Here is a 19,768-nt window from a genome sequence, read left to right as displayed (position 1 = left end):
CGCCTCGGTAATCGGCTCCTTGTCACCCGGTAATGACCCGAGGATCGGGTTACAGGCTCGGACATACATCACTCTGCTAACTATTAATTGCGGGTTAGTCACGCTAATCGCCGCCTTAGCGCTATTAAGCGCTCAATAGCTAACCGGGTGTCGTCGTGGATATTCGATGCGGCGGCGAGTGGTCGTCCGCGTCCCACAGGGTGTTCGGCGACACCGGATTTCGCCAACGGCGGTTCGACTCCGTCGGTGGGTCTCCCCGCGAGGGGGAACACAACGATGACAGACGAGACATTCAACCTCTCCCGTCGGAAGGCGCTCGCTGCCCTCGGCAGTATCGGCGTCGCCTCCGCGGGCGCAGGCCTCGGGACGAGTGCGTACTTCAGCGATCAGGAAACGTTCGAGAACAACCAGCTTACCGCGGGGACGCTGGACATGAAGGTGGCCGCGACGGAGTACTACTCCGACTGGAGTAGCGACGAAGCGGCGTATGCGGGCATGGCCGCCGACGCCGCGTCGACGGACATTCGCCTGCCCGCAGGCGATGAACAGTCCGACGCACAGGACATCGCCATCGATATCGACGGCGACAACTACGCCAACTTCTTCGACGCCATCTCGACGGACGCGGACGGCAACCCGTATAACCGCGTCAACGGCGGCGTGGCGGCCGCGGCGGAGGGACTCTGTGGCACCGAGAGCGACGCGGACGGCCCGGTCATCATCGATATCGGCGACGTGAAGCCCGGCGACTTCGGGGGGGCGCAGTTCGCGTTCGAACTCTGTGACAACCCCGGCTACGTCTGGCTCACCGGGGGACTCGAGAGCGCCAGCGAGAACGGCGTGACCGAACCCGAAGGTGACGACCCCGACGAGGAAGCGGGAACGGTCGAACTCCTCGACGAGATTCAGGTCGCCTACGGCGTCGGGCCGATCAACGGCGACACGTCGGCCTTCGAGGACACCGACTCGGGCTTCCAGCCGACGAACCAGCAGAGCCTCCGCGAGTTCCTGGAGATGGTCAACAGCGGGACCGGCATCGCCCTCGAGGGCGACACGCCCGCAGAACAGGGTGGCGGCACGGGCCGCAACTGTTTCGCTGGCAGTCCGGAGACCGGCTCGGCGGTCCACCAGGTGAGCGTGGTCTGGTGGCTCCCCATCGACCACGGGAATCAGGTGCAGTCCGACTCCGTGACGTTCGATCTGGGCTTCTATACGGAGCAGTGCCGACACAACGACGGCAGCGGCAACCGAGCGATGACCATCACGACCGAACGAGCGTTCAGCGGGAGCGACTCGCAGAACTGCAACTTCGGTAGCCCGATCAGCCTCCCGTACGGTGGTCTCGGGAGCGAACAGGTCCTCAGTATCGACCTGTTCAGCGATCCGGTCGAAATCGAGATCGATCTGGCGAAGGAACTCGTCGGCGGGCAGTACCCCGACAACTTCGGATTGGCGTTCAACACGAACGACGACGACGCTGCCGACGACGCTGGCGACTTCCAGGTGCTCTACACGGCCGGGAGCGGCTTCTCGTACGAGTCGCCGGTCGCGACAGGGTCCTCGCCTGGCCTCCCGAGCGGTATCGACGGCACGGCCGAGGGTAACGGTCGGTACACCATCGAAATCGATCGCAGTCTGCTCGGTACCAGCTTCGCCGTGGGTGGCAAGGCGGGCTACGCGAGCGAGACCCCGCCGAGCGGGAGCGGCAACGTCGTCGTCAACTTCACGCCCGAGTTCTGCTTCGGGCCGGACGGCTTCGACGACGCGAGCACCTACGTCGACGTGAACCTCGAATAACTGGCTGGTATACGCCAGTTCCGAAGCGTCTCTTTTCGCTCGATTCTGCACGCCGCACATTTGTACGCGCGACCCGTTCATCGACACATGACCATCCGCCACGACACCCTTACCGTCCGCTGGCTCGGATACGCGACTGCCCGCATCGACGACGAGACGGTCGTCTACACCGATCCGGGCCGCTACGGCGTGCTCACGGGCGAGTGGCGGGCGCCCGACGGTGTCGACACCCGCCACCCTGCCGGCCCTGCCTACGACGCCCGCGACGGTGACCTCGTCCTCGTCACCCACGACCACCACTACGACCCCGACGGGATACGACGTGTCGCCGCGCCGGGCGCTACGCTGGTCGTCTACGAGGGTGTCGACGCCGAGCGCGCGGGCCGGCCGCCGTCGCCCGAATCGCTCGCGGAGCGGGAGGGGTACGACCTGATTCGGATCGGCGAACGCGAGAGCGTCGAGGCCGCAGGCGTCCCGATCCGAAGCCTCCCCGCCTACAACGACCCGGAGGGGCCACACACGAGGCCGGACGGCTCCGTCGTCCACCCGGAGGGGTTCGGCGTCGGCTATCGGTTCGAACTCGGTGACATCCCGGTGTTCTGGCCCGGCGACTCGGACGTCCTCCCCTTCCACGCCGACCTCGACGTCTCCCTCTTGCTGGCCAACATCTCGGGATCGGTCTGCATGGACCGCCACGAGGCCGCCGACCTCGCCGAGACGCTGGACCCCGATCTGGTCTGCCCGATCCACTACGACACCCAATCGTTCCTCGCGGCGGATTCGCGGGCGTTCGCGGCCGACGTGGCCGCTTGCGGGGTTCCCGTCGTCCTCGACGAAGGGTGGGAGTGAAATCGATCAGGCGTCGACGCTGGTGGTCACCCGGTCGGTCGTCTCGTCCGCGTCGCTCCAGTCGCCGATTCGCTCGAACGCCACCCCTTCTTCCACCAGTATCCCGACCAGCGTCGCGTTCCCCCGCGGCACGTCGATGTGGTTGCCGTCGACGTGTGCGTCCGGATGTTCGGCGGGTTCGGGTTCGAAGTGAGCCGCGAGTTCGATGCCGTCCGGATGAGCGTAGCCGCGGATGTGGGTCTGCCACCACTTCATCCCCGTCGGGTGGTCGCGGACGTACTGGGCCCGTCGCACGTTCACGATTTCATTCCGGTAGTGGTACGACATCTCCCAGCCGGGTTCGAAGAAGTGTTCGCCGAGAAATGCATCGACTTCCGGTTCGTCCATCGCGACGACGACGGCCGGATTATCGGGTTTCGGCTTCGAGAAGAACGTCTTGCGGAGCCACCAGAACGACCGCTTGAGCGCGCGAAGCGGCGTTTCGGGCAGATGTCGGAGCCGCTCGATGTCGAATTCGAACGCCATACACCCGATGTGTCTTCGGGGTAGATAAGTGTGATCGAGACTACAACACGCCCATTTCAGTCAGTCGCGTCGGGAGATACTCGTCGGTGACGAAGTCGAGGCCGCGGGAGGCGAGCGCCTGCTGTTCGGCCTTCTTGCCGATGTCGAGCTGGAGTTCGATCTGTTCCTCCCAGTAGTCGGTCATGAACCGCGGGTCTTCGAGTTCCGACTCCAGTGCATTTACGTCCGAATCCGCGAGCGGGTCGGTCGGCAGGTCGTACTCCACGATGTCTGCGGGCTGGATGCCCACGAACCGCGCTTCGGGCGTGGCGAGATACTCCGAGAGGTGCGCGCTCTTGATCGACCCGTAAGCGACGGAGCCGTAGATTCGATACGACCACGGGTCGCCGTCAGTGAAGACCACGACGGGCAGGTCGAGTTCGTCGTGCAGGCGCTTGGTGATCCGACGGGTCGCTCGCGCCGGCTGACCCTTGAGGTGGACGATGAGGGCGTTGTAGTCCGTGTCGAAGCCGTTCTCGACGAGGCGGTCCCGCATCCCACCCGTCTCGACACAGAGGATGAAGTCGATGTCGTGGTCGAGAAAGTCGATGGTGTCGGGGTTGTTCGGGATCTGGTACCCTCCCTCGCCCACGTCCTCCTGACAGTGGATTTCGCGCTCGCCGCGCCGGGTCTGTTCGCGGAGTTCGAGGGGACCCATCAGCGTCGCGCCCGACTCCTCCGGGCGCATGTGGAAGTCCTCGCGGGTCACCTCCGAGACGATTTCGAGGTCCTCGATCAACTGATTCGACTCGTCCTGATCGGAGAAGGCCGCCTCGTCGGCGTCCCACGACTCCGAGAGGTAGTAGAGTTCACGCAGCGTCGACGACCGACCTTCCTCCAACTGGCGTGCGAGGAAGTCGATGGTGTAGGTCGCTTTCAGCAACTTGCGGGCGCCCCGAACCGAGTTGGCCGAGCGGGTGGAGGTGCGGTCGCCGTACACCCACACGCCGCTCTCCTCGTCGTACTCGATGTTACTCTTCGTCCGCGTCGGGAGGGTCATCTCCGGCACTTCGCCGCGGGCGAACTGGTCGTAGAACTCCGCCGCGAGGTCGATCAACTGCTCTCTGGCGCGTTCGTCTTGCGTGCTCATGTATTCACCGTGAGTTTCTCGCTCTCGACGCCCTCGATGTCGATATCGAAGGTCGCGTCGTCACCCACCTCGTAGGTGAGCGTCGCCGTCTCGCCCGCCGACACCGACGGGGACCACTGTACGAACCACTCGCCCTCCAGGTCGACGACCGACGCGCCGTCGCTCACCGCCGTCGGCTCCGCGGTGACGATGTCGGTCACGTCCAGCGTCTCCTTTCGATCGGAGTGGTTTCGGATCGCGAGCGTGACCGTCCCGTCGTCTACCGCGCGCTCGACGATCACGTTATTCATGATGCGTCCGAGCGCGCCGTCGATGTTGGGCCGTTCGCGGCCGGTCACCGCAGCGAGTTTGTCGGCCATCTCGGGCAGGATGCGCCCGAGTACGTCCTGTTTCTTCCGGCGTTTCTCCAGCGACCGCCGGCGGTTGAGGTAGGATTTCAGCTCCCGTGCCGCCTCGCGGATGGCGAGTTCGATTTCGTCTTCGATTTCGGGCACGTTCGCCACGGCGTCCTTCGACTCGCTGGTGAAGGGGACGTTTGTGGAGGCGACGTGGACCATGATGACCGCAGGGCCGGAAGGGAGGCCGCTTCCTCCCGGCTGATCTAGCCCGTAGTTGCGCCAGCCAATCGTCTTCACCACGTCGGTGATGGCACACGCCCCGCGCTGGTAGACGAGGGGGACGCGATTGGCGAAGCGCATCACGTCGACCGACCCCTCGTGCTCCAGATCACCACCGTAGGCGATACCCGCCTCGACGATGAAGGGGTCGCCGCCGTGGACTTCGGCGTCGCGGGTCGACGCCGCGTAGAAGTCGGCGTCGAACTCCTTGCGGAGCCCCGCTTCGACGAGTTCGTCCGTAATCGGTGAGAGACAGTCCGTCGGCGGCGCGAGGATGTCCGTCTCGCGCATCGCCTCGAGGAGTTCGGAGGCGGTGTCGCGGTCGTCGGCAATCGACTTCACTTTCGGCAGGTCGTCCGGGACCGTCCGCATGTGGGTCCAGATGGCGTCGACGACGTTCTCGCGGGCCGTCTCACCGAACGTGGCGTCCTCGGCCTCCTCGACACGGTCCGCGGACCGGTCGACGTAGGCGACGAGTTCACCCCGGGTGGCTCGGTGTCGCGGGTCGTCGGCCTCCGCGAACTTGTCCGCGAGGCGCTCGGCCAGCCCCTGCACCGCCGCGTCGTCCTTCCGAGTGCTGGTTGCGGCGTCGATCCGCTCGTAGAGCGACGCCGTCAGCAGGTCGGGGCGGGTGAGTTCCGCCCACGCCGCGTCGACGGCGTTCTCCCGGACCGTCGAGCCGAACGTCTCCCCGAACTCGTCTTCGGCCGCGTCCGCGAGATTCTCGACGATTCCGACGAGTTCGTGGTGGGCGATCCGCTCGCGGTCGCCCACCGTCTCGGCTACCTTCTCGCCGAACCACTCGGTCGCGTCGGCGCTCTTGTTGGCGACGGCGTCGATGGTCGCGTCCTCGACGTCGGCCTCGTCGTGCGGGTTCGGCGTCGTCCACGCCATCTCCCGCCCGAAGTGGTTGTCGCGGAAGCGATCACACACCTTCGTCGCCGTCTTGCCGCCGACACGCGTGAACTCGCTCTGGAGGAACCCCGAGACGGAGTACGACTCCGTCGCGTCGAGCATCTTCAGGAGCGTGCCCAGTTCGACGCCGTGGGGGTGGGGGCGGATCTCCTCCGTCTCGGCGGGCAACTGATCGGTGCCGCGCTCGAATTTCAGCGGCTCGTCGAGTCCCGGTTCCCGAAGCTCCACTCTGGCGTGTGGGTTGACGACCGCCGTGTGCTTGATGTAGTCGTGGAGTTGGTTGCGCGCCCGCATGTTCGCCTCCATCTCCAGTTCGATCCGGGTGCCGTGGGGACGGTCCCACGACGTGGTTCGATCCTCCCTGATCTCGGGTTCGTTGTCGTCGGTGTCGACGATCAGTTCGAAGTACTCGGCGTCGGCGCTCCCCTGGGTACGGCTGGTGATCTTGGCGGGTTTGCCGGAGGTGAGCTGGGAGTAGAGGACGGCGGCAGAAATTCCGATCCCCTGCTGGCCGCGGCTGTTCTTCACGCTCAGTGCGCCCTCGTTGACGACGACGAAGTTCTCGTCTCGCCCGGTCGCGCCGGGAACCGAGATGTCGTAAACGTATTCAGGTGGTTCGGTTTCTTCGACCGATTTCACCGGCAGGAGGCACATGTCGCTGTCGGTGAGTCCATGGAGGTTCGTCAAGGTTTCCCAGAGTTCTTCCAGGAGTTCAGTCGGCTGATGGTCGTCGTCGAGGAGTCCATTCTCCACGAGGCTGTGGACGTAGCGTGGCTCTTCGACGTGTTCGCCCGCGAGGGAACGTTCGATAAGCGACCGGTACACTTCGGCGTGTTCGACTTTCGAGCCGACGCCGGCACCCATCAACAGCCCCGGTATCGTGTCGGGAACCGTCTCGTGGGGAACGTCCTCGACCCGAACGTCGTCGAGGAGCGAGACGGGAATCCGTTTGTATCCCTGTTCGCCGGGATCGGTCGTCGCCTCGAATACGTCGCTCACCGTCGCGTCGTCACTGTACACCTTCGTCCGGTAGGTCGGCGACGGATCGTCGGCGTAGCCGCTCGCGTTCTCGTGAACCTCCGTACTCGCTAGCACCCCCTGCATGTTCCAGAGTACCGAGAGCTGTCGAGCGAGCGTTTCGCTCGTCGTCGTGTGCGAGAGTTCGTTGCTGGGGTGGGAATCCGACCCGTCACCCTCGTAGAGGGCGGCGACGAACCGCCGTCGGTACTCGGGAGCCATCTCGAAGACGAAGCCCGGAATCCGCTTGTTCGTCGCGGCGTCGCCGCAGGCCGATTCGAGAAACATCGCCAGCGGCGACCCGAACGCCTTCACCCGCGTCGAATTCCGGTTGCGCTCGACCGTCGTCGTCGATCCGGTGATCCCGGCCACTGCCCGTTCGGTCGATTCGATCAGCTCTGCCTCGTGGCTCCCGAAGGTGAGTCCGATCTGTCGATCGTCGGTGTGCCCTTCCGAGACGTAGTACGCGAGTAACTTGACGAACGCGTCGTCGACTGGAATCGAAACCGGTACCGTCGTCTCGTCGCCACCTACCTGGTAGGTCTTGAACTCGCAGTCGGCCGCTTTCTCCTCCCAGCCGAGTTCGAGTACCGTCTCCGCCGGCAGATACCCCTTCTCCACGTAGTTTTGCTCCAGACTGTCGCGCAGGATATCGACGCCGTCGTATCGGTAGTAGTACCGTTCACGGTCGCTGTCCGGATTCGGCTTCTTTCTGATCGTCTCGCCGGTTCGAATCTCCGCCAGCGTCTCCTCGTCGAAGCCGTAGACGTAGACCCGCCGACCGTCGAGTTGATCGACCGTGATGTGTTCGAGGAGATTCACCGACTCGACCGTTCCGTCGGAACTGGGGAGTCGACGCGGCGTCAGGATCGCATCGCCGGGTTCGAGTTCCCCCGCTCGAACTTCCGTCGTCTCACCGTCTTTCGTGACGCCGAAGACGCTGTGGTTGCCCGTCACTTCGACTGTCCGACCCTTCTCGGTGGTGATTTCGTACGTTTGCTCCGCCGTCTCGTGACGAATCGCGTGCGTCACCGGCTCCCAGGTCATCTCGTGCGTTTCACGGTCGAAGGACGGTGCCTCGATATCGTCGGGGATCGGGGCAGTTCCCTCGCCGTCGGCTGGGAGATAGGCGTCACAGAGGACACCAATGGGAACGACTTCCACGTCGCCGCCGCGGCGGACGAGGAGTCGCTGATCGGGTGTCAGCGACTGTTCCCGTGCATGAAACCGGGAACCGTACAGCAATTTTCCGAACACACGAGGAATTTGCTCTTTCGTGATGCCCGGTCCGTTGTCCTCGACGACGAGTTTGTAGTAGTCGCCCGCCTCCGCGATTTCGACGTAGATGTCGGGTGCGATGCCGGCTTCCTCCGTGGCGTCGAGGGCGTTGTCGACCGCTTCCTTGACGGCGGTCACGAGCCCTCGGGCTCCGGAGTCGAAGCCGAGCATGTGTTTGTTCTTCTCGAAGAACTCGGCGATGGAGATGGCCCGCTGGTTCTCGGCCAGCTCCTCGGCGATCCCCCCTTCCTCGCCGAGCGTCGACTGGAACGATGTCATCCGTGGGTGGTGTACCGTCAGGACGTTTAAAAGGCCACCGCCAGCGTGGTGAAAGTGAAGATCGGAGCGCGAGCGCGCACGAGCGGGCGCAGTCCGCGTCACACGCTCGCTCACGACACCTGTCGTCCCGGGCGGCGACGAATCACGAATTCGGCTTGTGGAATACCGAGCGGATTTTCTCGCTGAGAAAATAGTATCTTTCGTCGCGCGCACGCGTGCGAGTGTTTAAGGGGCGTGGTCGTCTACGGCGAGTAGGTTCTATGGCTGACGAACAAGAGTACGGAGCCGGGCAGATACAGGTACTGGAGGGGCTCCAGGCAGTCCGGAAGCGTCCGGCGATGTACATCGGGTCGACCGACACGCGTGGTCTACATCATCTGGTCTACGAGGTCGTCGACAACGCCATCGACGAGGCGCTGGCAGGCTACTGTGACGCCATCCAGGTAACCGTCCACGACGACGGTTCGGTGAGCGTCACGGACAACGGCCGTGGCATTCCCGTCGACACACACGAGCAGTACGACCGGCCGGCGGTCGAGGTCATCATGACCGTCCTCCACGCCGGGGGGAAGTTCGACAACAAGTCCTACCAGGTGTCGGGGGGGCTCCACGGCGTCGGCGTCAGCGTCGTCAACGCGCTCTCCCAACGGCTGACGGTGGAGATCAAACGCGACGGTGCGGTCTGGCACCACGAGTTCGAGGGCGGCGAACCCCTCGCGGACGGCTTCGAACGCGTCCGCGACCTCGACCCCGACGAGGACACGGGGACGACCGTCCGCTTCTGGCCCGACGGCGACATCTTCGAACACACAAACTTCTCCTTCGACACGCTGTCGACGCGCCTGCGCGAACTCGCCTTCCTCAACTCCGGCGTCGAAATCGGCCTCACCGACGAACGCGACGGCGAGGCCGTCTCCTTCCGCTACGAGGGCGGCATTCGGGAGTTCGTGGAGTACCTCAACGAGACCAAGACCGCCCTCCACGACGACGTGATCTACTTCGAGGACGAGGAGGACGACATCGCTGTCGAGGTGGCGATGCAGGCCACCGACGAACTACAGGGCTCGATCCACGCCTTCGCCAACAACATCAACACGCGCGAGGGCGGCACCCACCTCACGGGCTTCAAGACGGCGCTCACGCGCGTCGTCAACGACTACGCGACCGACAACGGCCTGCTCGGTGACCTCGATGGGACCCTCAAAGGCGAGGACGTGCGCGAGGGGCTGACGGCCGTCATCTCCGTGAAACACCCGGACCCGCAGTTCGAGGGACAGACCAAGACCAAACTCGGCAACAGCGAGGTCCGAGGCATCGTCGAGAGCGCCGTCCACCAAGAGCTCGGCACCTTCTTCGAGGAGAATCCCGGCACGGCGCAGGCTATCGTCGGCAAGGCCGTCGAGGCCGCGAAAGCCCGACAGGCGGCCAAGAAGGCGGAGGAACTCACCCGCCGCAAGAGTGCGCTGGAATCGACCGCGCTCCCCGGCAAACTCGCCGACTGCCAGTCGAAAGATCCCAGCAAGTCCGAACTGTTCGTCGTCGAGGGCGACTCGGCCGGCGGCAGCGCCAAACAGGGCCGTGACCGCGAATTTCAGGCAATCCTCCCGCTGAAGGGGAAGATCCTGAACGTCGAGAAACACCGTCTCGACCGGATTCTGGAGAACAACGAGATTCGCGCGCTCATCACCGCCATCGGCACGGGCATCGGCGAGGAGTTCGACATCGAGGACGCCCGCTATCAGCGCATCATCCTGATGACCGACGCGGACGTGGACGGCGCCCACATCCGCACACTCCTCCTGACGCTCCTCTACCGGCACATGAAGCCACTGCTGGAACGCGGGTACGTCTACGCGGCTCAACCGCCGCTCTACCGCGTCCGCTACCGTGGCGAGACGTACGACGCCATGAGCGAGGAAGAGCGGGATCGGATCGTCGAGGAGAAATGTAACGGGAACCCCGATCAGGTCCAGCGGTTCAAGGGTCTCGGAGAGATGAACCCCGATCAGCTCTGGGAGACGACGATGAACCCCGAGAACCGAATCCTGAAGCGGATCACGGTCGAGGACGCCGCGGCCGCCGACCGGATGTTCTCCATCCTGATGGGTGACGCAGTCGAACCGCGAAAGCAGTTCATCAAAGAGCACGCTGGCGACGCGGAGTGGGTGGACATATGAGTTCGGACGCGCCCGACCAACCCGACGACGTGCCCGCGCGGCGCATCGACACCGCCCGCATCGAACAGGAGATGGAGCAGTCGTACATCGACTACGCGATGTCGGTCATCGCGGGTCGTGCCCTCCCCGACGCCCGCGACGGCCTCAAACCCGTCCACCGCCGCATCCTCTACGCTATGCACGAGGCGGGTGTCACCTCCCGTGCCTCCCATCGGAAGTCTTCCTCCGTGGTCGGAGAGACGATGGGTGACTTCCACCCGCACGGCGACTCCGCCATCTACGACGCCCTCGCGCGGATGGCACAGGACTTCTCGATGCGCGCACCCCTCGTGGACGGGCAGGGGAACTTCGGCTCCATCGACGGCGACCCGCCGGCGGCCATGCGGTACACCGAAGCGCGGATGGCGCCCATCGCCGAGGAACTGCTGGCCGATATCGAGAAAGACACCGTCGACTTCTCGCCCAACTACGACGGCCGCAAAGAGGAACCCGACGTGTTGCCGGCGGCGTTCCCGAATCTCCTCGTCAACGGCTCCTCGGGTATCGCCGTCGGGATGTCGACGAACGTTCCGCCGCACAACCTCGGTGAGGTGATCGACGCGACGATCCATCTCATCGACAACCCCGACTGCGCCATCGAGGACCTGATGGACCACGTCGTCGCACCCGACTTCCCGACCGGCGCAAACATCGTCGGCCGCAACGCCATCTACAAGGCGTACAAGACGGGGCGTGGCCGCCTGCGCGTCCGCGCCGAGATGGAGGTAACCGAGGACCGCATCGTCGTCACCGAACTCCCGTATCAGGCGAACAAGGCCCGCCTGATCGAGCGCATCGCCGACGACGTGAACGACGGCAAACTCGACGGCGTGCGTGACCTGCGCGACGAGTCCGACCGCGACGGCATCCGCATCGTCATCGAACTCAAGCGGGGTGCGAACCCCGAGGTGGTCGAGAACCAGTTGCTGGAATCGCATCTGGAGACGACGTTCGGCGTCATCAACCTCGCGCTGGTCGACGGTCAGCCCAAAGTGCTGGATCTCAAGGAGACGCTTTCGGTCTACCTCGACCACCGCCGCGAAGTCGTCCGACGCCGGAGCCAGTTCGAACTCGACGAGGCCGAGGACCGCGCCCACATTCTGGAAGGTCGCCTCACGGCGCTGGAGAACGCCGATCAGGTGGTCGAACTCATCCAGGACGCTAAGGACCGCGACGCCGCCAAGGCGGCGCTACAGGCCGAATTCGACTTCTCCACGGATCAGGTCGAACACATCGTCGCGATGCAACTCGGCAGCCTCACCTCGATGGAGGCCGCGGAAATCGAGGACGAGTACGAGTCGGTGCAGGAACGGATCGAACGCCTGACCGAGATTCTGGAAGACGAGTCGGAACTGCTCGGCGTCATCAAAGACGAACTCCGCGAGATCAAAGACGAGTACGCCGACGAGCGCCGCACCCGGATCATCGAGGACACGGGCGAGGTGACCGACGAGGACCTCATCCCGCAGGAGGACACCCTCGTCGTCGTCAGCGAGGACGACTACATCAAGCGGATGTCGCTGTCGGCGTTCCGCGCCCAGAACCGCGGCGGGAAGGGGATCATCGGCGCCGATCTCAAGGAGGGCGACCGGGTCTCCTCCGTCTTCCTCGCCAACACCCACGACTACCTGCTCTGTTTCACCAACCACGGGCAGGTGTACAAGCTGAAGACGTATCAGGTGCCTGAGATGAGCCGCACGGCCCGCGGCAAGTCGGCGGTGAACCTGCTGGATCTCGACGACGGCGAGGAGATCGAGTCCGTCGTCGACTGCGAGAACCTGGAGGAGGGTGCCGGTCGCTACCTCACGATGGCGACCCGGAAGGGCCGGGTGAAGCGGACGGCGGTCGAGGAGTTCGGCAACATCCTCTCGACCGGGATTCGTGCCATCCGGCTGGCGGAGGGCGACGCCCTCGTCGACGTGGAGCTGACCGACGGCGACCGCGATCTGATCGTCGCCACCGCCGGCGGCATGAGCATCCGCTTCGACGAGTCCGAGGTGCGGCCCATGGGCCGGAACGCCCGTGGCGTCGGCGGGATCAAGCTGGAAGGCGAGGATCACGTCGTCGGCCTCGCGGGTGTCGACTCCGACGACCACAGCTGGGTGCTCACCGTCACCGACAACGGCTACGGCAAGCGGACGGCGATCGACGCCTACCGCCAGCAGTCCCGGTACGGCAAGGGGCTGATCGACATCAAGACGAACGAGCGCAACGGGCCGGCGTGTGCCATCGACGCCGTCGCCCCCGGTGACCACCTCGTCGTCATGAGCGAGGACGGCCAGATCATGCGGACGCCCGTCGAGGAAATCTCGACGGTCGGGCGCAACACGATGGGTGTCATCGTGATGGATCTGGACGCCGGCGACTCGGTGGCGTCCGTGGCCGTGATCCCGGCGGACCGGGGTGACGGCGCGGACGAGGCGGACGCAGACGCCGCCGACTCCGCCGACGCCTGACCTACAGGATCTGTTTTCCCAGCGCGCTCGCGGCGAGTTCGATCGCCAACTCCGCCGTTCGGTTGTGGTCGTCGAGAATGGGGTTCACTTCCACCAGTTCGAGCGACCGCACTGTCGCCTCGTCGGCCACCCGTTCGAGCGCCGCGTGCGCCTCGCGGTAGGTGACGCCGCCGCGGACGGGTGTCCCGACGCCCGGTGCCTCGGTCGGGTCGATCCAGTCCAGATCGAGGCTGACGTGGACGCCGTCGCGACCGGTCACAACGTCGAGGGCGTCCTCGACGACGCTCGTGACGCCCCGGCGGTCGATTTCGGAGATTGAGAAGGTGGTGATGCCGTGGTCGCGGATCGCCTCGCGCTCGCCGGGGTCGAGGTCGCGGACGCCGACGAGGGCGACGTTCTCGGGATCGATTCCCGTTCCCGTCCACGACATCGACGCGAACTCCCCGTGACCGAGGAGCGCGGCCAGAGCCATGCCGTGAACGTTGCCGCTCGGCGTCGTCGCCGGCGTGTTCAGGTCGCCGTGGGCGTCGAACCAGAGGACGCCGATGTCGGCGTCACGGGTTGAGCCGACGACGCTCCCGATGGCGACGGAGTGGTCGCCACCGAGCACCAGCGGTCGGTCGCCGTCAGCGAGGGCGTCGGCCACCCGGTCGGCCAGTTCGGTGCAGACGGACTCGATGGCGGGGAGATACTTCGCGTCGGCGCGGCCGGGGTCGTCGGCCTCGACCGGTGGGACCGAGAGGTCGCCCGCGTCCAGCGGGTCGACGCCGAGGGTGGACAGCGTGGCCGCGAGGCCGGCGTAGCGGATGGCCGAGGGGCCCATGTCGACGCCGCGGCGGCTCGCGCCGTAGTCGGTGGGAGCGCCGAGGATGCGGATCGTGTCGCTCATACGGAACGTTGTGCGGGTGTGGAGAAAAGGGGCGCGACGCCCTCCGCTACTCGTCTGGCGTCGCGTTCGGGCTCTCTCGATACGGCGCACACACCCGCGCGACGCCCTCCTCGAAACTAACCTCCGGTTCCCACCCCGTCGCCTCGCGGAGCTTCGACGCGTCGGCCATCGTGTCGTGGACGTAGACGGGCAGCGGGTTCTCGATATACTCCGGCTGGATGTCCGTCCCGAGTTCGTCGTTGATCATCTCGACCATCGTGTTGAAGTCGTAGCTCTCGCCGGTGCCGACGTTGTAGATGCCGTGTAACTCGTGGTCGGCGGCGAGTTCGATGGCTCGCACCACGTCGTCGACGTGGGTGAAATCGCGTGTCTGCGTGCCGTCACCGAAGAGGACGGGCGCCTCGCCGTTCGCGATATCGTCGGCGAACTGCGCGACGGTGTTGGCGTACTCGCCTTTGTGTTCCTCGGCGCCGCCGTAGCCCTGATAGACCGAGAAGAAACGCAGGCCGGCGAGGGTCATGTCGTAGTGGTTGCCGAAGTACTCGCCGTACTGTTCGCGGGCGAGTTTCGACGCCTCGTAGCAGGTGCGCGCCTCGACGTCCATATCCTCGGGTGACGGCTCGGTTCGGGAGCCGTAGATGGAGGAGGTGGTGGCGTAGACGACGGTGTCACAGCCGTCTTCGCGGGCCTGTTCGACCGCGTTGACGAACCCCTCGACGTTGACGCGCGTGGCCTCGCGTTTGTTCTCCTCGACCATCGTGTAGGAGGAGTAGGCGGCGAGGTGAAAGACGACGTCCACGTCGGTCGGCAGGTCGTCGTCGAGGACGCTCCCGTCGACGAACTCGATCGGGCCGCTGGCGTTCCCGTCGGCGTCGACGCCGTCCAGGTTCTCGGGGGTTCCGAGGTGGCAGTCGTCGAGGGCGATTACCTCGTTGTCGGCGGCCAGGTGATTCGCCAGATTCGATCCGATGAACCCCGCACCGCCCGTGACGAGGACACGCTTGCCTCTCATGGCTCGTCACACTCCAGACAGATGCAAAGCCGTATCGTTTTCTCGTCCATGGCCCGAGCGAAATCCAGCACCGATCCGTACATCCATCGAATTTAATAATGCGAGTGACCAACCATGTAGTATGTCATCAATCGAACTAACGTCGAGTCAGAAGACGATCCTCACGGCCCTCATCAACCTCCACCGTGAAACCGAAGACGCGGTCAAAGGGGAGGACATCGCCGAGGAAGTCGACCGGAACCCGGGGACGATCCGTAACCAGATGCAGAGTCTGAAAGCCCTTCAACTCGTCGAGGGGGTACCCGGGCCGAAAGGTGGCTACAAGCCGACGGCGAACGCCTACGAAGCACTCGACGTGGATCAGATGGACGAACCCGCCGCCGTCCCCCTCCTCCACAACGGCGAACCCGTCGACACCGCGAACGTCGGCGAAATCGATCTCTCCTCGGTCCACCACCCCGATCTGTGTCGCGCCGAGATTCACGTGCAGGGATCGGTTCGAGAGTTCCACGAGGGTGACAAGGTACGCGTCGGTCCCACGCCCCTCTCGAAACTCGTCATCGACGGGACGGTCGACGGCAAGGACGACACCGACAACATCCTCATCCTTCGCATCGACGACATGCGCGCGCCGGCGGAGGAGCCAAATCACTGAGCGTCCCGATCCAGCCTCTCACCCCATCTGATCGGTTCGCCCCCTCCTCTACAGCACTCTCTCCGAATCGTCACACCCCGACCCATTCGTGCCGTCACCTATGCGACTGACCACCCTCGTCGAGGACTACCTCCTCCTCTGGGTCGTTCTCTCGGTCGCTATCGGAATCACCGTCCCACGAATCGCCGTCGTGACGCGGGCCTCGACGCTCGTGCTCGCGGTGATGATCGGGAGCATCTCGCTGACGCTTTCGGTCGGGCAGTTCCGGCGCGTCGACCGCCGAACGCTCGGCCTCGTTCTCGTCGGCCACGCGACGATGCCGTTGCTGGCCGCCGGCGTGGCCCGGGGACTCGGGCTGTCGCCAGCCCTTACCGTCGGCTTCGTCGTGCTGGGAGCGGTGACGCCAGAACTCGTGACGCCGGTGATGACCGACCTCGCCGACGGCGACACGGCACTGGCGACGACGGTACTCGTTCTCGTCGGTCTCGGGAGTGTCGGCTTCGTCCCCGTGGTCGTCACGATTCTCGGCGGCGGCGTCGCCGTGCCGGTGTTCCCACTCGTCGAACAGTTGCTCGTGGCCGTCGTCGTGCCGATGGTCGTCGCGGTGGGTCTGCGGACGTGGCGTCCGTCCCGCGTCGGCCGCTACGACGACTACTATCCGGCGGTGTCGGCCGTGATGGTCGTGCTCATCATCGGCGGTGTGACGGCCGCCAACGCTGGCGTCGTCCGCTCGAACATGTCGCTGTTGGTCGGCGTGGTGATAGGTGCCATCGCCCTGAACGGCGCCGGCTACGGTGTCGGCTATCTCGTCGGGAGTCGGGCGTCCAGACGGGCGCGTATCGCGTCGGTACTCTCGGTCGGCATGCGGGATTTCGCCGTCGCGGCGGCACTCGTGATCGCCGCTGGCCTGCCGACAGTGTCGTCCCTCCCGGCGGTCGCGTTCGGCGTCGTCGAAATGGTGTCGAGCGCGGCGCTCGCGGCGTGGTTCGCTCGCTGATTACATGTCCGACCAGGCGTCGATCGCCCGGCCGATAGAGGAAACGTCCGCGATCCAGCGCGCGGCGACGAACTTCTTGAGCGTCTCGGCGCCGAGACCGCCGAACGTGTTGAACGGCAGTACGTCGACACCGTGGGCGACCGCCTCGTCACCGATGGAGACGAGCGTCCCCTTGTCGTCGTAGGTCCACGTTCGGAGCGACTGCCCCTTCGCAGCCCGGACGAGGTTCTCGCCGGCGACTTCGGCGGCCTGCCACGCGGCCTGTGCGGTGGGCGGCGCGAACTCCTCCGGCCCCTGTTCGATCAGCGCGGTGTCACCGATGGCGAACACGCGCTCGTCGCTCGTGCGGAAGTCGCGGTCGGCGTACACCCGGTTACTCCGGTCGTCCTTGTCGACGCTGGCGTCTTCGAGTTCTTCCTGTCCCGTGATCCCGCCGGTCCAGAGGAAGACGTCGTAGTCGAGTTCCGTCGGGTCCTCGTCCTCGCCGCCGCCGACGTAGATGGTGTCCTCGTCGACTTTCGAGACGAACTCGCCGCACATGATGTCGACGCCGGCCTCTTCGAGTCGCTTGCGGAGCGCCCCCTGCAGTTCGGGGTCGTTCCCGGGGAACACCTCGTCGAGGCCCTCGACGAGCGTCACGTCGATGGGTGCGCGGTGTTCGTCGCGATAGGCGGCGACTTCGCCCGCAGACTGGATACCGGAGAGGCCGGCGCCGCCGACGACGACCTGTGCGGGGTCGGAGCGAGTGGCGTCGCTCCCCGCGGCGGCCACGTCCTCGTGCATCTCGCGCGCGTCGTCGAGGCTCTTGAGGGTGTGGGCGTACTCCTTCAGCCCCTCGATCCCGTAGAAGGCGGTGCGGCTCCCCAGCGCGACCAGAAGATAGTCGTAGTCGACCGGCTCGCCGTCCTCGCAGTGGACGGTCCGCTCGTCGACGTCGATGTCGGTGACACGATCCTGCCGGAACGTCGTCTCCGGGGACTTGATCTCGTCGACGGGGATGGTGACCTTGGAGGCGACACTCGTGTCCCGGATGACACGGTGTGACTCGTGGAGGACGAGATGGTAGTCGTGTTCGGAGATCCACGTCAGCTCGGCAGTCCCGTCGTTCACGTCTTCGAACCGTTTTACGGCGCCCGCGCCCGCGTACCCGGACCCGAGAACGACGACCTGAGCAGTCATACGTCCCTGTCGTCCGGGGGCAGTTATAGGGGTGTTGAAACGCCTGCGAGAGCGCCTGTATCGGCCGTTTGTCGAATTTGATGTCGACGACCGTCGATTTCTAGAGCGAGAGGTCGGCGTGCCACGCGTCGGCGCCGGCGTCCGCACACTTTTCGTCCATCTCGTGAAGGAGCGCGGCGGCGAGACTCCCGACTTCGGCGGCTCGGCCCTCCCCTTCGGTGCGGAACTCGCCCGTCGAACGGTTGGCGAAGACGGTGCAGACGGCACCGGCCCGGAGGCCGTAGACGTTCGCCAGCGTGAGGATGGCGCTCGCCTCCATCTCGACGTTCTTGACGTTCGCCGCGCGGAGGTCGTCGAGCAGCGTCTCGGTGCCCGCGGCCTCGAACCCCTCGAACCCCTCGCGGGCCTGTCCCGCGTAGAAACTGTCGGTGCTCATCGTCACGCCGCAGTGGTAGTCGTAGCCGAGACGTTCGGCGGCCGCGACCAGCGCCGAGACGACGGCGTGGTCGGCGACAGCGGGGTAGTCCTCCCGGACGTACTCCTCGCTCGTCCCCTCGCCTCGGACCGCGCCGGTCGTGATGACGAGATCGCCCACGTCCATCTCCGGCTGGAGCGCACCACAGGAGCCGACTCGGATGAACGTCTCCGCGCCGACGCGAGCGAGTTCTTCGACGGCGATGGCCGCCGACGGACTCCCGATGCCGGTCGACGTGACCGACAGCGGCGCGCCGTCGTAGATGCCGGTCGACGTGCGGTACTCGCGGTGTTCGGCGACCGTCTCGGCGTCGTCCCAGTGGTCGGTCACCACGTCGACGCGGTCCGGGTCGCCGGGAAGTAAGACGGTGTCGGCCACGTCGCCGGGCGCGACGTCGAGGTGGTACTGGCGGTCGTCCGCGTCGTCGGTCATGGACCACCGTACAGCGGGGACCGTGAAATAGCCACAGTAACGTTCGAACGCTACTGTGTTACTGGTACTCCGGCGTGACCCAGCTACACGTCGAACAGGTGTGGATACCGTGGACGTTCAGGATATCGCTCTCGCAGGACGGGCAAGCGGCGGGCGTCGCCGTGTCGGTCGTGGGCTCGATGAGGTGTGCCATCTCGTTTACTGGATTACACGTCTTCCTACTAAAATCTTCTGACGATATGTTGTGCTAAATGGCCCTATTGTCCATGGTACACAATCTCATTCGGGATCTAATTGAATGTTTGATGTCTAAATCAACCTTTCCCAGAACGTTTGGCTGATTCCAATGTCTCCGGTCCGATGGTTTCCGGCAGGAGTTCACCGAGTGTGTACTCGGTCGTCGATTCCCCGCCTTCGTCACAGATCACGGGTAAGTCGTCGTCACAGAACTCCGCGAGCGTCTGTCGGCACATCCCGCAGGGCGTGACGCCGTCGCGGGCACCCGAGGTGACGGCGAGGCGGTCGAACTCGCGGTGGCCGTTCTTGATCGCCTCGGCGATGGCGACTTCCTCCGCGTGGAGGCTGTTGCTGAAGTTGGCGTTCTCGATGTTACACCCCGTGAACACGGTGCCGTCGGCGGTACGGAGCGCCGCACCGACCGTATACTCGGAGTAGGGGACGTAGGCCGCGTCGAGTGCCTCCCGCGCGGCGTCGATGAGGTCGTCGGTCACGGCGAGAGCGTACGCCGCCACGCGTCATATATCCCGTCACCGCACCCGAGGAACTTTTGGTCGCCGAGCACCGACTCCGTGTATGGCACTCTCGCAGGCGGAGGAGTCGAGCCCCAACCGGCGACGTGCGCTGCTCGCGGTGACGCCGTTCCTGTTGCTCGGCCTCGCCGACGTACTCCTCCTCCTCTTCTGGGGGATCGAACCGCTCTGGGCCTTCGCCATCCTGCCACCCATCCTCTTCTGTACGGTCCTCGCGTGGCTCGCGTTCAGTACCGACTTCCTCGACGACCGGACGTGAGGGCGCGTCGAACGCCCTCGTT

At 65.2% G+C, this 19,768-nt stretch carries 16 protein-coding genes; 7 read left to right on the top strand and 9 right to left on the bottom strand.

The genetic code is table 11. The features are described from left to right. Nucleotides 1-276: 276 nt before the first annotated feature. Nucleotides 277-1,797, top strand: a complete 1,521-nt coding sequence (locus DU502_RS18555) for a SipW-dependent-type signal peptide-containing protein (RefSeq protein WP_199722658.1) — start codon at nucleotides 277-279, stop codon at nucleotides 1,795-1,797. 87 nt (nucleotides 1,798-1,884) lie between these two features. Beyond that, nucleotides 1,885-2,646, top strand: coding sequence for an MBL fold metallo-hydrolase (locus DU502_RS10840; RefSeq protein ID WP_121919376.1), 762 nt, complete (start codon nucleotides 1,885-1,887; stop codon nucleotides 2,644-2,646). Between the two features lie 6 nt (nucleotides 2,647-2,652). On the opposite strand, the gene DU502_RS10835 is transcribed toward DU502_RS10840, so the two are convergent. The 3 genes from DU502_RS10835 to DU502_RS10825 are packed head-to-tail and all read right to left on the bottom strand — an operon-like array spanning nucleotide 2,653 to nucleotide 8,406. Next, the gene (locus DU502_RS10835) at nucleotides 2,653-3,171 is read right to left on the bottom strand and encodes a hypothetical protein (RefSeq protein WP_121919375.1); all 519 of its coding nucleotides are present in this window, start codon (nucleotides 3,169-3,171) and stop codon (nucleotides 2,653-2,655) included. Between the two features lie 40 nt (nucleotides 3,172-3,211). Further along, a complete protein-coding gene (locus tag DU502_RS10830) occupies nucleotides 3,212-4,300 on the bottom strand; it encodes a DNA topoisomerase IV subunit A (RefSeq protein WP_121919374.1) in 1,089 nt (362 codons plus the stop codon). After that, nucleotides 4,297-8,406: a DNA topoisomerase VI subunit B gene (locus DU502_RS10825; protein ID WP_121919373.1), complete on the bottom strand. Its 4,110-nt coding sequence runs from the start codon at nucleotides 8,404-8,406 to the stop codon at nucleotides 4,297-4,299. The genes DU502_RS10830 and DU502_RS10825 overlap by 4 nt, the downstream gene beginning before the upstream one ends. Nucleotides 8,407-8,666: 260 nt before the next feature. Between DU502_RS10825 and gyrB the strand changes: the two genes are divergently transcribed. Then, nucleotides 8,667-10,583 (top strand): DNA topoisomerase (ATP-hydrolyzing) subunit B, encoded by a 1,917-nt coding sequence (gene gyrB / locus DU502_RS10820; RefSeq protein ID WP_121919372.1) that lies wholly within the window; start codon nucleotides 8,667-8,669, stop codon nucleotides 10,581-10,583. Then, nucleotides 10,580-13,078: a DNA gyrase subunit A gene (gene gyrA, locus DU502_RS10815; protein WP_121919371.1), complete on the top strand. Its 2,499-nt coding sequence runs from the start codon at nucleotides 10,580-10,582 to the stop codon at nucleotides 13,076-13,078. Before gyrB ends, gyrA begins: the two co-directional genes overlap by 4 nt. 1 nt (nucleotide 13,079) lies before the next feature. On the opposite strand, the gene rocF is transcribed toward gyrA, so the two are convergent. Together rocF and DU502_RS10805 are read right to left on the bottom strand one after the other, a co-directional pair. Beyond that, complete coding sequence (gene rocF / locus DU502_RS10810) at nucleotides 13,080-13,967, bottom strand: arginase (RefSeq protein WP_121919370.1); 888 nt, start codon at nucleotides 13,965-13,967, stop codon at nucleotides 13,080-13,082. 46 nt (nucleotides 13,968-14,013) lie between these two features. Continuing rightward, entirely contained in the window at nucleotides 14,014-14,979 is a 966-nt protein-coding gene (locus tag DU502_RS10805; protein WP_121919369.1) for an NAD-dependent epimerase/dehydratase family protein, read from the bottom strand. Between the two features lie 121 nt (nucleotides 14,980-15,100). Between DU502_RS10805 and DU502_RS10800 the strand changes: the two genes are divergently transcribed. Beyond that, nucleotides 15,101-15,634, top strand: coding sequence for an Rrf2 family transcriptional regulator (locus DU502_RS10800; RefSeq protein WP_121919368.1), 534 nt, complete (start codon nucleotides 15,101-15,103; stop codon nucleotides 15,632-15,634). 100 nt (nucleotides 15,635-15,734) lie between these two features. Beyond that, nucleotides 15,735-16,631 (top strand): bile acid:sodium symporter family protein, encoded by an 897-nt coding sequence (locus DU502_RS10795; RefSeq protein WP_121919367.1) that lies wholly within the window; start codon nucleotides 15,735-15,737, stop codon nucleotides 16,629-16,631. Here the strand turns inward: DU502_RS10795 and DU502_RS10790 are convergent, their stop codons facing one another. The 4 genes from DU502_RS10790 to cdd all read right to left on the bottom strand — a co-directional run bounded on the left by DU502_RS10790 (nucleotide 16,632) and on the right by cdd (nucleotide 19,448). Then, nucleotides 16,632-17,810, bottom strand: coding sequence for an NAD(P)/FAD-dependent oxidoreductase (locus DU502_RS10790; RefSeq protein WP_121919366.1), 1,179 nt, complete (start codon nucleotides 17,808-17,810; stop codon nucleotides 16,632-16,634). 100 nt (nucleotides 17,811-17,910) lie between these two features. Further along, nucleotides 17,911-18,717, bottom strand: a complete 807-nt coding sequence (locus DU502_RS10785; protein ID WP_121919365.1) for a nucleoside phosphorylase — start codon at nucleotides 18,715-18,717, stop codon at nucleotides 17,911-17,913. Nucleotides 18,718-18,775: 58 nt separating this feature from the next. Beyond that, nucleotides 18,776-18,910 carry a hypothetical protein gene (locus DU502_RS18860; RefSeq protein ID WP_277872136.1) on the bottom strand — a complete coding sequence of 45 codons (135 nt, stop codon included), beginning with the start codon at nucleotides 18,908-18,910 and terminating at the stop codon, nucleotides 18,776-18,778. Between the two features lie 121 nt (nucleotides 18,911-19,031). Next, nucleotides 19,032-19,448 (bottom strand): cytidine deaminase, encoded by a 417-nt coding sequence (cdd, locus tag DU502_RS10780; protein ID WP_121919490.1) that lies wholly within the window; start codon nucleotides 19,446-19,448, stop codon nucleotides 19,032-19,034. 82 nt (nucleotides 19,449-19,530) lie between these two features. Here cdd and DU502_RS10775 point away from each other — a divergent pair, with 82 nt between their 5' ends. Then, entirely contained in the window at nucleotides 19,531-19,746 is a 216-nt protein-coding gene (locus DU502_RS10775; RefSeq protein ID WP_121919364.1) for a hypothetical protein, read from the top strand. The last annotated feature ends 22 nt before the right edge of the window (nucleotides 19,747-19,768 follow it).

The sequence above is a fragment of the Haloplanus aerogenes genome, assembly GCF_003856835.1.
GTDB classification, from domain to species: domain Archaea; phylum Halobacteriota; class Halobacteria; order Halobacteriales; family Haloferacaceae; genus Haloplanus; species Haloplanus aerogenes.
This window is presented reverse-complemented; position numbering and strand designations above follow the sequence as displayed.

What these genes read in the sequence shown, in the direction of transcription:
- DU502_RS10805 (WP_121919369.1), bottom strand. Translation starts at nt 14,979, where the DNA reads ATGAGAGGCAAGCGTGTCCTCGTCACGGGCGGTGCGGGGTTCATCGGA.
- DU502_RS10825 (WP_121919373.1), bottom strand. Translation starts at nt 8,406, where the DNA reads ATGACATCGTTCCAGTCGACGCTCGGCGAGGAAGGGGGGATCGCCGAG.
- DU502_RS18555 (WP_199722658.1), top strand. Translation starts at nt 277, where the DNA reads ATGACAGACGAGACATTCAACCTCTCCCGTCGGAAGGCGCTCGCTGCC.
- gyrB (WP_121919372.1), top strand. Translation starts at nt 8,667, where the DNA reads ATGGCTGACGAACAAGAGTACGGAGCCGGGCAGATACAGGTACTGGAG.
- DU502_RS10795 (WP_121919367.1), top strand. Translation starts at nt 15,735, where the DNA reads ATGCGACTGACCACCCTCGTCGAGGACTACCTCCTCCTCTGGGTCGTT.
- DU502_RS10830 (WP_121919374.1), bottom strand. Translation starts at nt 4,300, where the DNA reads ATGAGCACGCAAGACGAACGCGCCAGAGAGCAGTTGATCGACCTCGCG.
- DU502_RS10775 (WP_121919364.1), top strand. Translation starts at nt 19,531, where the DNA reads ATGGCACTCTCGCAGGCGGAGGAGTCGAGCCCCAACCGGCGACGTGCG.
- DU502_RS18860 (WP_277872136.1), bottom strand. Translation starts at nt 18,910, where the DNA reads ATGGCACACCTCATCGAGCCCACGACCGACACGGCGACGCCCGCCGCT.
- DU502_RS10840 (WP_121919376.1), top strand. Translation starts at nt 1,885, where the DNA reads ATGACCATCCGCCACGACACCCTTACCGTCCGCTGGCTCGGATACGCG.
- gyrA (WP_121919371.1), top strand. Translation starts at nt 10,580, where the DNA reads ATGAGTTCGGACGCGCCCGACCAACCCGACGACGTGCCCGCGCGGCGC.
- DU502_RS10800 (WP_121919368.1), top strand. Translation starts at nt 15,101, where the DNA reads ATGTCATCAATCGAACTAACGTCGAGTCAGAAGACGATCCTCACGGCC.
- DU502_RS10785 (WP_121919365.1), bottom strand. Translation starts at nt 18,717, where the DNA reads ATGACCGACGACGCGGACGACCGCCAGTACCACCTCGACGTCGCGCCC.
- DU502_RS10835 (WP_121919375.1), bottom strand. Translation starts at nt 3,171, where the DNA reads ATGGCGTTCGAATTCGACATCGAGCGGCTCCGACATCTGCCCGAAACG.
- rocF (WP_121919370.1), bottom strand. Translation starts at nt 13,967, where the DNA reads ATGAGCGACACGATCCGCATCCTCGGCGCTCCCACCGACTACGGCGCG.
- DU502_RS10790 (WP_121919366.1), bottom strand. Translation starts at nt 17,810, where the DNA reads ATGACTGCTCAGGTCGTCGTTCTCGGGTCCGGGTACGCGGGCGCGGGC.